This window comes from Paraburkholderia franconis (assembly GCF_009362735.1).
GTDB classification, from domain to species: Bacteria; Pseudomonadota; Gammaproteobacteria; order Burkholderiales; family Burkholderiaceae; genus Paraburkholderia; species Paraburkholderia franconis.
Genome location: NZ_WHNP01000043.1, coordinates 18,312 through 31,625, shown reverse-complemented (window position 1 = coordinate 31,625; position 13,314 = coordinate 18,312). Strand labels below are relative to the sequence as shown.

The 13,314-nt window shown below is 65.1% G+C and carries 9 protein-coding genes; 7 read left to right on the top strand and 2 right to left on the bottom strand.

Annotated features, from left to right (window positions below):
* The first annotated feature begins 543 nt into the window (after positions 1-543).
* The 4 genes from GCT13_RS32230 to GCT13_RS32215 all read left to right on the top strand — a co-directional run bounded on the left by GCT13_RS32230 (position 544) and on the right by GCT13_RS32215 (position 8,109).
* Positions 544-2,883, top strand: a complete 2,340-nt coding sequence (locus tag GCT13_RS32230; protein ID WP_152765098.1) for a tellurite resistance TerB family protein — start codon at positions 544-546, stop codon at positions 2,881-2,883.
* On the top strand, positions 2,880-4,190 hold the full coding sequence (locus GCT13_RS32225; protein ID WP_152765096.1) for an ATP-binding protein: 1,311 nt from the start codon (positions 2,880-2,882) through the stop codon (positions 4,188-4,190). The genes GCT13_RS32230 and GCT13_RS32225 overlap by 4 nt, the downstream gene beginning before the upstream one ends.
* Positions 4,162-6,396 (top strand): DEAD/DEAH box helicase, encoded by a 2,235-nt coding sequence (locus GCT13_RS32220; protein WP_152765094.1) that lies wholly within the window; start codon positions 4,162-4,164, stop codon positions 6,394-6,396. The genes GCT13_RS32225 and GCT13_RS32220 overlap by 29 nt, the downstream gene beginning before the upstream one ends.
* Positions 6,397-6,606: 210 nt before the next feature.
* On the top strand, positions 6,607-8,109 hold the full coding sequence (locus tag GCT13_RS32215) for an MDR family MFS transporter (RefSeq protein WP_152765092.1): 1,503 nt from the start codon (positions 6,607-6,609) through the stop codon (positions 8,107-8,109).
* 40 nt (positions 8,110-8,149) lie between these two features.
* Here the strand turns inward: GCT13_RS32215 and GCT13_RS32210 are convergent, their stop codons facing one another.
* Positions 8,150-9,103 (bottom strand): LysR family transcriptional regulator, encoded by a 954-nt coding sequence (locus GCT13_RS32210; protein WP_227747114.1) that lies wholly within the window; start codon positions 9,101-9,103, stop codon positions 8,150-8,152.
* A gap of 226 nt (positions 9,104-9,329) precedes the next feature.
* Here GCT13_RS32210 and ampC point away from each other — a divergent pair, with 226 nt between their 5' ends.
* The 3 genes from ampC (at position 9,330) to ppk2 (ending at position 12,079) form a co-directional block, all read left to right on the top strand.
* Positions 9,330-10,448, top strand: coding sequence for a class C beta-lactamase (ampC, locus tag GCT13_RS32205; protein WP_227747118.1), 1,119 nt, complete (start codon positions 9,330-9,332; stop codon positions 10,446-10,448).
* Between the two features lie 154 nt (positions 10,449-10,602).
* Positions 10,603-10,824, top strand: coding sequence for a YdcH family protein (locus tag GCT13_RS32200; RefSeq protein ID WP_090872688.1), 222 nt, complete (start codon positions 10,603-10,605; stop codon positions 10,822-10,824).
* A 139-nt stretch (positions 10,825-10,963) separates the two neighbouring features.
* Positions 10,964-12,079 carry a polyphosphate kinase 2 gene (gene ppk2 / locus GCT13_RS32195; protein ID WP_407670892.1) on the top strand — a complete coding sequence of 372 codons (1,116 nt, stop codon included), beginning with the start codon at positions 10,964-10,966 and terminating at the stop codon, positions 12,077-12,079.
* 93 nt (positions 12,080-12,172) lie between these two features.
* Here ppk2 and GCT13_RS32190 read toward each other — a convergent pair whose 3' ends face one another.
* Positions 12,173-13,243 carry a serine hydrolase domain-containing protein gene (locus tag GCT13_RS32190; protein ID WP_152765088.1) on the bottom strand — a complete coding sequence of 357 codons (1,071 nt, stop codon included), beginning with the start codon at positions 13,241-13,243 and terminating at the stop codon, positions 12,173-12,175.
* Positions 13,244-13,314 lie beyond the last annotated feature (71 nt).

Genomic DNA, 13,314 nt, shown 5'->3' with positions numbered 1-13,314 from the left:
AATATGCGATTTGGGTATGAGACCCGCGTGCGCTCCCGCACGCAAGTCACCTGTAATCAGATGCTCGTTGTCGAGGCGCGAATTAGTAATGCGTTCCCCGCGCGGCGCGTCGCAAACAGGCGTTTAACGGCGTCTGAGCGATCCTGGAAAAGATAATATAATCAACTGTTAAAACAGGTCGCGACCGCGGCGGCGACGGCTGCCGGCGGCGGACGGGAGAAGAATGAGCCGCAGGCGAAGCAGTCTCGGGAGGTGCGCGGCGGTCGTCATTGGCGTGCTGTTCGGGCTTGCCGTTCTTGCGTCGGATGGCCATGTGAGGATCGTCCATCCGATCGTTCTGGCGTGGCCCTTTTGGCCGGCTATCGTTGGTTCCCAATCAGGCTTGCAGCGAAGAATACGTCGCGCGCCGTGCCGCGTGCCCCTGCAAGGCGTGCCCGCGAACTGCTCGAGTCTTCCTCCGCGCCGCTGCCGTCTCTGGCGTCACGTTTCGCGTCGCAGTTTTCATCTGGATCTCACAAGGCTCACGCTGAGCCAGGCTATTTCATGACAAGTTCTCCCGGCTCATACGACGACGAGCCGTTTGCATCGATCACCGAATCCGGCACGCCGGCCGACGCCTACCGCATCCGGCCCGCGCCCGGCGGCGCGCGGCCGTCTGTGCATACATCCCTGTGCTCGTCGGCGCGCTGGATCGCGCCCGGCGAACGCGTGGAGATCGACGGCATCGCGGTCGAGGGAGGCTTTTTCTACACGGGCGACGTGCAGCGCTCGCACGCCGATTCGATCGAAGCATGCGTGATCGACGCGCGCTTCGATCTCGCTCGCGAGGGCGCGGACCCGACCGAGGGCCTCGGCAGCGCCGCGCTCAGTTACGGCGGACTCACGCCGGCGCAGCGCCGCACGTACGTCGAATGGCTCGCATCCGATCGCAGGAAATCCGAGATCCACACCGGCTATCTGTTCTTCTACCTGTACGGGCTGGAGCGGCGCGTGCTCGTCGACGGCGCCGCGGGCAAGGTGAGCGGCGACGAATTCAACGCAATCGCCAAAGAGCTGCGCCGCCTGCTGAATCTCGATGCGAACTACGCATGGCAAAAACACGTGCGCGGTCTGCTAGATGCGCTTTCGCTGATGGCGTCGCGTCGTACGCGGATGTATCTGCAGGCTGCGCCGGACGGACTGGCGACGGGCTATCAGGTGCCGCTGAACGTGCGCGTCGCGTTCGGCCAGGCGGCGCTCGACCAGCATCCGCTGCCGGCGGACTGGGCGCTCGCGTGGGTCAAGCTCGATCCGATGATGGTGCGGCGCACGGCCGTCGCGCGCTGCCCCGAGGAATTCGATCGCGTGTTCATGCGTCAGTATCGTGAGCGCTTCGGCGACGGCATGATCCTGCCCGCCAACCGGACGAAGCTGGACGCATCGCCGCAGCCGTCGTTCCGCGCGCTGAAGAGCGTGCCCGTGCCGGGTTTTCTGGTCGGGCTGCCCGATATCGCGGCCGTCAACGGCACGCGCAACAAGCTGCAATTGCTGATGCACGAGAGCGCTGCGGCGCTGGATGCTTACAGCCGCTATCTCGGCCGCTATCCCGAAGCGCAGGGCACGCTCGAAGCGACGCTGATGCTGCCCGCGAACATGTGGCCGCAGGCGACGCACGATGCAATCGACGCACTCGCCGCCGAAATCGCGCACGAGACGGCCGTCAGCACGTTCGGCGCGGTGCTCGCGCGCTTCAAATCGGGCGGCAAGATGACGCGCGACAAGGCCGTCGTCTTCACCACGGCGCTGGCGGAGGCGGGCATCGCCGTCGAACCCGACGTGCGCCTGGGCGCGCGCACGCCGAAGCCGACGGACGCCGTCGCGTTGTTCGCGATCGAGCCCGATGCGGCCCCGTTGCATACCGACGATGCATACGACGTCGCGACGATCATCGTCGATCTGGCCGCGACGGTTGCACGCGCGGACGGCGACGCGACGCAACGCGAGACGGCCGTGATCGAGTGGCAGATCGAGCAGTGGCCGCATCTGTCAGCGCAGCAGCGCGCGCGGCTGAAAGCGCGTAATCTCGTGCAACTTGCGCAACCGACGGCCGCTGCCGGGCTGAAGAAAAAGCTGGAGCCGCTGCCGCTGGACGTGAAGGCGACGATCGCATCGTTTCTGGTGCATACGGCGAACGCGGACGGTGTCGTGTCGCGCGACGAAGTGAGGCTGCTCGAAAAAGTGTACCGGATGCTCGGCATCGATCCGCAGCGTCTTTATACGGATCTGCATCAGCACGCGAGCGGCGCGCCGGCATCGACGGCGGGCGCGAACGCGAGGGCGCACAAGCACGCCGATGTGCAGAAGCACGCCGCGCCGAAGCCGGCGTTCGCGCTCGACGCGACGCGTATCGCCGCGCTGAAAGAGGAAACGGCGCGCGTATCGGCGATGCTGGCGGATGTGTTCGTCGAAGAGGCGCATGGGGAGGTCGGTGCGGCGCACAGCCACCCTATGGAAGCGCAGCAACCCGCGCCCGTCGAAGTGAACGCGGAGCAAACCGTCCGCGACGAGGAACGCGAAATGCTGGCCGAACCGGCAACGTCCGCGCCTGATGCGCAGCAAACGTATGAACCAGCGCAGTCTGAAACCACGCGGACTGACGATGAAACGCAAGCCCAGCTCCTCGGCCTCGACGAGGCGCACTCGTCCTTTCTGCGGCTGCTCGTGACGCGAGCGTCGTGGACACGCGCCGAACTCGCCACCGCCGCGTCGCATCTCGAACTGATGCTGGATGGCGCGATCGAACAGGTAAACGAGGCGTCGCTCGATCATTGGGACGAGCCGCTCACGGACGGCGACGATCCCGTCGAAATCAATCAGGAAGTCGCACAAAGGTTGGCTGCATGACAACGATTCGCCCCAGAGACCGCGACGCGGTCCTGCAATCCCTGCGCGCCGGCGTCGTGCCGCGCATCGGGCAGCATCTGATCCAGGTCGGCCGCGCGCGCGAACTCGAAGCGCTGCTGAAGGACGTCGAACGCGTCGCGGACGGCGGCTCGGCGTTTCGCATCGTCGTCGGCGAGTATGGCGCAGGCAAGACGTTTTTCCTGAACCTCGTGCGCGCGATTGCGCTCGAGAAAAAACTCGTCACCGTTCATGGCGATCTGAACCCGGACCGGCGTCTGCATGCGTCGGGCGGCCAGGCGCGCTCGCTGTATGCGCAGCTCGTGAAGAACATGGCGACGCGCACGAAGCCCGAAGGCGGCGCGCTCTCCGGCGTGGTCGAGAAGTTCATCGGCCAGGCGAAGACGGAAGCGAAGGCGACGGGCCGCACCAGCGACGAAGTGATCCGCGCGCAGCTCTCGCAGTTGACGGAGATGGTCAACGGCTACGATTTCGCCGATGTGATAGCCGCATACTGCCGCGGCTTCGACGAAGGCAACGAGAAGCTCAAGAGCGATGCCGTGCGCTGGCTGCGCGGCGAGTTCTCGACGCGTACCGACGCGCGCCAGGCGCTCGGCGTGCGCACGATCGTCGACGACGCGAACATGTACGACCAGCTAAAGCTTCTTGGCCGTTTCGTGCGGCTCGCGGGCTATAGCGGCCTGATGGTGTGTCTCGACGAAATGGTGAACCTGTACAAGCTCGCGAACCTGCAGGCGCGCAACGCGAACTACGAACAGCTGCTGCGCATCCTGAACGATTCGCTGCAAGGCACGGCGGAAGGTCTCGGCTTCGTGCTGGGCGGCACACCGGAGTTTCTGCTCGATACGCGCCGCGGCCTGTACAGCTATGCCGCCTTGCAATCGCGCCTCGCGGAGAACGCGTTCGCGACGAACGGGCTCGTCGATTACAGCGGCCCCGTGATCCGTCTCGCCGCGCTCACGCCGGAAGACTTCTACGTGCTGCTCGACAAGCTGCGCCTCGTCTATGCATTCGGCGACGCGAGCAAGGCGCTCGTGCCCGAGGAAGCGATTCCCGCGTTCATGGCGCACTGCGCGACGCGTCTGGGCGAAGCGTACTTCCGCACGCCGCGTACGACGATTACCGCGTTCATCAATTTTCTCGCCGTGCTGGAGCAGAACCCATCGGCGGATTGGCGCGAGCTGATCGGTGGCCTCGACATCGAGCGCGACACGGGCGGCGCGGCCGACATCGTCAACGACGCCGCTCCCGACAGCGACGATGAGCTCGCCAGCTTCCGGCTCAGCTGATTCGCGCAGCTTCGATCTGCTCGACGAGCGCATTCGCCGCTGGATCTGGCGCGAAGGCTGGACCGAGCTGCGCGACGCGCAGGAGCGCGCGGTGCCCGCGCTGATCGATGCCGACCGCGACGTGATCATCGCGGCGGCGACGGCTGCGGGCAAGACGGAAGCCGCGTTTCTCCCCATTCTTTCGAACCTGCTGCGCGACGAGCCGTGCAGCGGGTCGGTGCTCTACATCAGTCCGCTGAAGGCACTGATCAACGATCAGTGGTCGCGGCTCGACGATCTGTGCGAAGCGCTGGAGATTCCCGTCACCGGCTGGCATGGCGATGTATCGTCGGGTCGCAAGCAGCGCTTTCTGAAGAAGCCCGCAGGCGTGCTGCTGATTACGCCCGAATCGCTCGAAGCGATGTTCGTCACGCGCGGCTCGTCGCTGGCGGCGACGTTCGGCGCGCTGCGCTATGTCGTCGTCGACGAGCTGCACGCGTTCATCGGCTCCGAGCGCGGCATGCAGCTGCAGTCGCTGATGCAGCGTGTCGAGCGCGTGTGCGCGCGCAGCGTGCCGCGCGTCGGCCTGTCAGCGACGCTCGGCGACATGCGGCTCGCCGCCGAGTTTCTGCGGCCGCGAGCGGCACAGAACGTGCACATCATCGAATCGGGCAGCGCGGGCCAGGAACTGAAGATTCTGATCAAGGGCTATGTCGAGAAGCCGCCGCGCATTCACTTCGAGCCCGATATCGAGAATCCCGGTCTCGAAGACGTCGTGCCCGGCAGCACCGTCGAAGTCGCGAATCATATGTACAAGGCGCTGCGCGGCTCGAACAATCTGATCTTTCCGAACAGCCGCCGGCAGGTCGAACTTTACGCCGACCTGTTGCGCCGCGCGTGCGAACGCGACGGCTATCCGAACGAGTTCTGGCCGCATCACGGCAGCCTGTCGAAGGAATTGCGCGAGCAGACGGAACAGGCGCTGAAGGCGGGCGACCGGCCGGCGAGCGCCGTCTGCACGACGACGCTCGAACTCGGCATCGACATCGGCGCGGTGAAGAGCGTCGTGCAGGTGGGCGCGCCGCCGTCGGTCGCGAGCTTGCGGCAGCGGCTCGGACGCTCGGGACGCCGCAAGGGCGAAGCGGCGATTCTGCGCTGCTATTGCGTCGAGGCCGAGCTGCACAGCGACGCCGATCTGTCGGACCGGCTGCGCGAAAGCCTCGTGCAATCGGTGGCGATGGTGAATCTGCTGCTGCGCGGCTGGTTCGAGCCGCCGCGCGCGAGCGGCATGCATCCGTCGACGCTCGTGCAGCAGGTGCTGTCGATCATCGCCGAACGCGGCGGCGCGACGGCGAGCGAACTGTGGGACACGCTGGTCGCGAGCGGCCCGTTCGGTGCGATCGACAAGGCGACGTTCGCGGCCATCCTGCGCAGCCTCGGCGCGAAGGATCTGCTCGTGCAGGAAGCGGGCGGCTTGCTGCTGCACGGCGTGGCAGGCGAGCGGCTCGTCAATCACTACGAGTTCTACGCGTCGTTCACGACCGACGACGAGTTCCGCATCATCGCCGGCGCGAAGGTGCTGGGTTCGCTGCCCGTGTCGCGGCCGTTGACGGCGGGCCAGGGCATCGTGTTCGGCGGGCAGCGCTGGCGTGTGCAGGAAGTCGACGCCGGCAAGAAGACCGTCTACGTGAAGCCGGACCAGGGCGGCGTGCCGCCCGTGTTCGACGGAGGCGGCTCGCTGGTGCACGACGAAGTGCGGCGCGAGATGTTCAATGTGCTGAACGATGGAGAGCCCGTCGTGTTCGTCGATGCGACGGGCCGCGAACTGCTCGAAGAGGCGCGGCGCTTTTTCGCGTCGAACGAACTGGCCTCGCGCGCGGTGTTCACGCACGGCGGCACCACGATACTCGCGACATGGTCCGGCGACTGGATCAACGATGCGCTCGTTGTGCTGTTGCGCGCCGAAGGGCTCGATGCATGGAACCAGGGGCCGACGGTCAGCGTGCGCACATCGGGCGCGGATTCGGTGAAGGACGCGCTGCAACGCATCGCGGCGCTGACGCCCGCGCAGACCCGCGACGCATTGCGCGCAATCGGCAACATCGACAACGAGAAGTGGGACTGGACTTTGCCCGACGATGTGAAGCGCAGCGCGTATGCATCGCTGCGTCTCGACATGCCGGGCGCGCAGGCGTTGGCGCGTCGGCTCGCGGCGGGGTGTTCATGACCCTCGCGACTTGCGGGACTTGCGGGCGCAAGAACGAACGCAAGAAAGAACGCATGGATGCACGCACAACCAAGTGCAAGAAACTGAATTAAGCGGTAGCATACTTTTCTTTGCCCGCACCGTATGGCTCGCGCGGAACCCGTGTTTCAGCGGGGTTTCAGCAGGCTTTCGGTTTTTGTGTGCGCGGCGCACTCCACATCATCGCTCCCCATGTCGAATCATCCTCAGACGAGGCGTCCCCTCGTCATCGCGTCCGTGATGGCGTCGATGGCGATGGTGGCCATCGAAGCCACCATCGTATCGACGGCCATGCCGCAGATCGTCACGCAACTCGGCGGACTGCGCCTCTATAGCTGGGTCTTCTCGTCGTTCCTGCTCGCGCAGACGGCGATGACCGTCGTGTTCGGCAAGCTCGCCGATCTGTACGGCCGCAAGCCGACCGTGCTCGTGGGCATCGTGATCTTCCTGATCGGCTCGCTCGGCGCGGGCTTCGCGTGGTCGATGCCCGCGATGATCGTGTTCCGCCTGATCCAGGGCCTCGGCGCGGGCGCGATCCAGCCGGTGACGCTGACCATCGTCGGCGATCTGTATCCGGCGCGCGAACGCGGCAAGATCCAGGGTTATCTCGCGAGCGTATGGGCGATCTCCGCCGTGGTCGGACCGATGGCGGGCGGTCTGCTGATCCGCGATCTGTCGTGGTCGTGGATCTTCTGGATCAACGTGCCGATCGGCATCCTCGCCGCGTACGGCTTCTTCTCGTACCTGCATGAAGAGAAGCGCCATCAGCGTCCGTCGATCGACATGCTGGGCGCGTTGCTGTTCACCGTCGCGATCGGCGCGCTGATGATGGCGCTCACCGATGCCGGTTCGGAAAACGACGGCCGCGCGCTGTTCGAAGTGGCGCTCTTCGTCGTGAGCTCGGCGCTCTTCGTGTGGCACGAGCGGCGCGTGCCCGAACCGATGATTTCGTTCTCGCTGTGGAGCCATCGTCCCATCGCCGCGTGCAATGTCGCGACCGTGTTGTCGGGCATGGCGCTGATGGGGCTCACCACTTTTCTGCCGATGTACGTCCAAGGCGTGCTGAACCAGTCGCCCGTCGTCGCCGGCCTCGCGCTGACGATGATGATGGTCGGCTGGCCGTCGGGCGCGACCTTCGCCGCGAAGGCGTTTCATCGGCTCGGGCTGCGGCGCACGCTGGTCGGCGGCAGCTTCTTTCTGCCGCTCGGCGCGATCGCGTTCGCCGTGCTCAATCCGCAAAGCTCGCCGGTGCTGGCGGGCGTCGGCTCGCTCGTGATGGGCCTTGGGATGGGGATGGTGAGCGTCAGCTCGCTGATGCTGATCCAGGAGATCGTGCAACCGTTGCAGCGCGGCTCGGCGACGGCGTCGAACCTGTTCGCGCGCAATCTGGGCAGCACGCTCGGTGCGGCCATTTTCGGCGCGGTGCTGAACTTCGGGCTGAGCCATTTCAAGGGCATGTCGATCACGACCGACCAGTTGCGCTCGCTGCTCGACGCGACGCCCGGCGCGGCGCAGGCGGCGCTCGCGGGCAACGAGCTGGTGCGCTCGGCGTTGCATCACTCGCTGCATCTGACGTTTCTGTCGATCTTCGTGATCTGCCTGGGCGCGGTGCTGTCGGTGATGGTGGTGCCGCCCATCAAGCTCGGCGGACAGCCGCGCGAAACGTCGGCGGCTGCGCATCTGACGGAGATGTGATCCTCTTTGGTGGCGCTTCGTGGTCTCGCGGCACGCGTCGTCACGATGCATCGCCGGGGTGAGGCTTGTGCTCGACGGGATCGAGCGCCGCCGTCATCTGCGCGAAGCCGTCCTCAGGCGGTCGGCTCGTTTCGCCCGCTGCATGCACGATCCATTGATTGAACGCGCGCATCGCGGGCGTCGCCGGCTTGCCTTTTTGCCACGTGAGCCAGTAGCTGCCCGCGTGCACGTCGATGTCGAATGGACACGCGAGACGGCCCATCGCCAGATCTCGCTCGAACATCGACGCCGGTGCGAGCGCGACGCCGGCGCCTTGCATCGCTGCTTCGACCATCAGCCGCGACGAATCGAATACGGGCCCGCGCACGGGACGCGGCGCGAGGCCCGCCGCGGCGAACCAGTTCGACCAGTCGTCGGCGCGATACGAGCGCAAGAGCTTTTCGCCGGCGAGATCGGCGGGCGTGCGCAACCTCTGCGCGATTTCGGGCGCGCACAGCACCGATAGCGGCGCGTCGAACAGCTTCAGCGCGCGCGAGCCGGGCCAGGTGCCATCGCCGAAGCGGATCGCGAAGTCGAGACCTTCCGCGGCGAGATCGACGAGATTGTTGTTCGTCATCATCCGCAGCTCGACGAACGGATGCGCGTCATGGAACGACTTCAGGCGCGGCATCAGCCATCCCACTGCAAACGTCCCGACTGCGCCGACCGTCAGCACCTCATGAAAGTGGCCGCCTTCGAACTGGCGCAGCACGGCCTCGATGCGGTCGAACGCATCGCTGAGCACGGGGCGCAGCGCGAGTCCTTCATCCGTGATCGCGAGCCCGCGCGGCAGGCGCTTGAAGAGCGTCGCGCCAAGCCTTTCCTCGAGCATCCTCACTTGCTGGCTGACGGCCGCCTGCGTGACGTTCAGTTCGAGCGCGGCGCGCGTGAAGCTCAGGTGCCGGGCCGACGATTCGAAGGCGCGCAGCGCATTCAATGGCAGATACGGTCGCATGATCGAGTCATAAGATTTTCTGGGGTGTCGGCCAATTTATCATCGTTTGTCAGCGGGGCGCGGAAACGCGATAGTGGCGGCTCTTCAAGGAGACGCAATGATGACGCGGCGACGGTTCACGATGACGGTATGGGGCAGTGCGATAGCTGATGTTGCATCTCGGGCGTTGGGCGCGGGGAGGGCGGCGCTACCCGTCGCGGCCGCGATGCTCGGCGCGCTGTGCGTGATGCCGGGCGCGAGCCAGGCGGCCGATGCGCCGCCTGGCCGCGTCCAGCGCGCGGTGGACGAGGCCATCCGTCCGCTGATGGCGAAGAACAGGATTCCGGGCGTCGCGGTCGGCATCATCGACGCGGGCAAGCCGTGGGTGATCAACTACGGCGTTGCATCGACGCAAACCCGTGCGCCCGTCACGAACGACACGCTGTTCGAACTGGGCTCGGTGAGCAAGACGTTCACGGCGACGTTGACGGCCTGGGCGCAGGTCGATCATCGGCTCACGCTGTCGGATAGCGTCGGAACATATCTGCCGTCGTTGCGCGGCAGCCAGTTCGGCCGCGTGAGCCTGCTCAATCTCGGCACGCATACGCCAGGCGGCCTGCCGCTTCAGGTCCCCGACGACATCCACGACGAAAGCCAGTTGATGAGCTACTTCAACGCGTGGCGTCCCACGTATGCGCCGGGCACGTATCGCACGTATGCAAACCCCGGCATCGGCACGCTTGGCCTGATCGCGGCGAAGAGCATGGGACAGGATTTCACGGCGCTGATCGAGCGGCGATTCTTTCCCGCAGTGGGAATGAAGAACAGCTTCATCGACGTCCCCGTCGATCGGGCAGCCGATTACGCGCAAGGCTACACGAAGGACGGCAAGCCGATCCGGATGGCGGGCGGCGTGCTTGCGCCGCAAGCCTACGGCGTCAAGTCGACGGCCGCCGACATGCTCCGTTTCATCGACGCCAATATGGGGCTGCTCAAACTCGACGCGCAGCTGCAACGCGCGATCAGTGATACGCACACCGGCTACTTCACAGCTGGGCCGATGACTCAGGATCTGATCTGGGAACAGTACCCGTATCCCGTCGCGCTGAAGTCGCTGCTGGAAGGCAACGGCCCGTCGATGGCCCTGAAGGCGACGCCCGTGACCGAAATCAAGCCGCCTCTCGCGCCGCAGGACAACGTCTGGATCAACAAGACGGGTTCGACCAATGGCTTCGGTTCATACGTGGCTTTCGTTCCGGCAAAGCGCCTCGGCATCGTGATTCTCGCGAACAGAAATTTCCCGATCGAAGACAGAGTGGCTGCCGCGTACAAGATCCTCACAGCGCTCGATCGCGCCGGATGGTGACGATATCCGTTGATGCAGATCACCGGCTTTGCCCTTGCAGCGTCCTGAATGCGACCACGTGACACAGTAATTAGCCATCCGTATTATTTGAGAAGGCTATTCCCGGTGCGACAATGATCCCGAGCGAATAACCGACACCGTACGAGGAGTGGCCATGTTTCCCGAGTATCGCGATCTGATCTCGCGCCTGAAGAACGAAGACGCGCATTTTGCCCGGCTGTTCGAGCGGCACAACGAACTGGATCATCAGGTTCACAACATGGAGACGGGTGTCGCGCCCACCGATAGCATCCGCATCGAAGCCTTCAAGAAAGAAAAGCTGCGGATCAAGGACAGCCTGTACGCGATCCTCAGAAAAGCCAGCGCCGCCGCGTGACGGCCGGCAGCGGCAAGAAGAGATGTGAGCGCCGGCATGCGCGCGCAAAAGGCGCGCCGCAACATGCGGGCGGTTCGGAGTTCAACGCCAACGGGAGGCAATGAAGTTGACAGCGCAGCACGACAATCCAAACGTACAGATGCAGCAAGCGCCTTCGCCGGCGCACGCACCACATGAACCCGGTGCGCGCCGCGCATCGCGCGGAGATGTGATGCCGGGGCACACGGCGAAATCGGTGGAGCTCTCGCAGACGAGCCACGCCGTCGCGGCCGCCAACGACCTGCTTGCCAACAGCGTGCAAGCCGTGCTTGAAGCACACGCGGGGCAAAGCCAGGACCAGAACGGTGACACGCTGCTCCATTCCGTCAAGGCCCTGATGGACGGCATGTCCGCCGACGAAGTGAGCGCATTGCGCGGTCTGCTGCTGGAAGGCAATCCGGCGACGTGGTCGGCAAAGAAGAGCCGGCATCCCGACGACGAGTTGTCTCCCGCATTGCGCGAGGGCGGCTATCCGTATCTCAACCTGATGTCGCGCAGGGCGTACGAGAAGCAGAAGTATCGCCTGCAGGTCGAGTTGCTGAAGCTGCAGGCGTGGGTGCGCGAAACGGGCCAGCGCGTGATGATTCTTTTCGAAGGGCGCGACGCGGCAGGCAAGGGCGGCACGATCAAACGCTTCATGGAGCATCTGAATCCGCGCGGCGCACGCGTGGTCGCGCTCGAAAAGCCGACGGAACAGGAGCGTGGGCAGTGGTACTTTCAGCGCTACGTCCAGCATCTGCCGACGTCGGGAGAGATCGTGCTGTTCGACCGCTCATGGTACAACCGCGCAGGCGTCGAACGGGTGATGGGATTCTGCTCGCAGACCGAGTACACCGCGTTCATGCAGCAGGTGCCCGCGTTCGAGCGGCACCTCGCGCAAAGCGGCATCCATATCGTGAAGTTCTGGTTCTCGGTGAGCCGTGAGGAACAGGCGCGGCGCTTCAAGGAGCGCAAGGTGCATCCTCTCAAGCAATGGAAGCTGAGTCCCGTCGATCTGGCGTCGCTCGACAAATGGGACGAGTACACGCAAGCGAAAGAGGCGATGTTCACCCATACGGATACGGCGGACACGCCGTGGACAGTCGTGCGTTCCGATTGCAAGAAGCGCGCGCGGCTCAATGCGATGCGCTTCGTGCTGCACAAGCTGCCGTATGCAAATCGCGACCTCGGTGTGATCGGCCCCGTGGACCCGCTGATCGTCGGACGGGCGATGTAGCCGTCGATGCGGCATCGCTTGAGACAACGCGTGATGCGTGCGCCGCGATAAGCATCGGCGGCGCCGCGCATCGCGTACATCAATTCGCGCGCGTTATCGGGAGCACACCGCATCGACGGCTTGAAGCATCTTGCCGAAGAATGAGTCCGCGAACTGCGAATCGAGCCAGCGCACGATCAGCGCGATCCGTCGTTCGGGCTCGATCCACATGAACGAACTCCCCGCGCCGACGCCGAAGTAACTCGACTCCGGCACACTCGAAAACACGCGCCGTCCCGTGTTGAGCCACACCAGCGCGCCGTAGAAAGGCGCGAGTGCGCAAGGCGTGCGCATCCGTGTGATCCATTCGCTCGACAGCACGCGGCGTCCATTCGCCAGGCCATCGTCGAGCAGCATCTGCGCGACCTTCAGCTGATCGTTCGCGCTGACCGACATCCCGCCGCCCCAGTGCGAGCCGCCCGGCACCGACTGCACGCGAGCGCCGCCGATCTCGACCCACGCGTCGTCATAACCCACCCACTGCCAGTTCTCGCTCGCGCCCACGGGCCGCATGACCGACTCGCGAAACACCTCGGGCAAAGGCCGTCCGAACAGATACAGCAGCGCGAGCGACAACTGGTTGATGCGCACGTCGTTGTATTCCCAGTACGTGCCGGGACGCTGCAACTGGCGCAAGTCGCCTTTCCTGCCGTCGGGCGGATCGCCGAACGTGACCGCGCGGTAGTGATCGGCCTGATCGGACAGTCCGAAACACGTGCCTTGCCATTCGCTCGTCTGCTGCAGCAGGTGCGTCCACGTGATAGGCGCATTGTGCGCATCGTCGAAACCGATGCCCGGCACGCGCATGCGCACGGGCTCGTCGGGGTCGGGCAACAGGCCGCGATCGTGCGCGACGCCGGCGAGCAGCGCCAGATACGTCTTCGCGATGCTGAACGTGAGATCGGCGCGATCCGGCTCGCCCCACGTCGCGACCAGCCGGCCGTCGACGGCAATCGCGCCCGACACCGGCCCGCGATCGTGAATCGGCCCGAGCAGCCGGTTCCAGGGCGGCGGATCATTCACGTGCACGCCGAACTTGCCATCGGCGTTGCGATCCCATGCGGATTCGTGATCGACGGAAAACTGGATCGCGTCCCGGACTTCCTGTGGCAAATCGTGTTGCATGCGTGCCTGCTTCCTTGCGTGTTCGTGAGTGTTTGCGTGCGGTCGATTGCGTCGAACGATCGTGCCCGCCG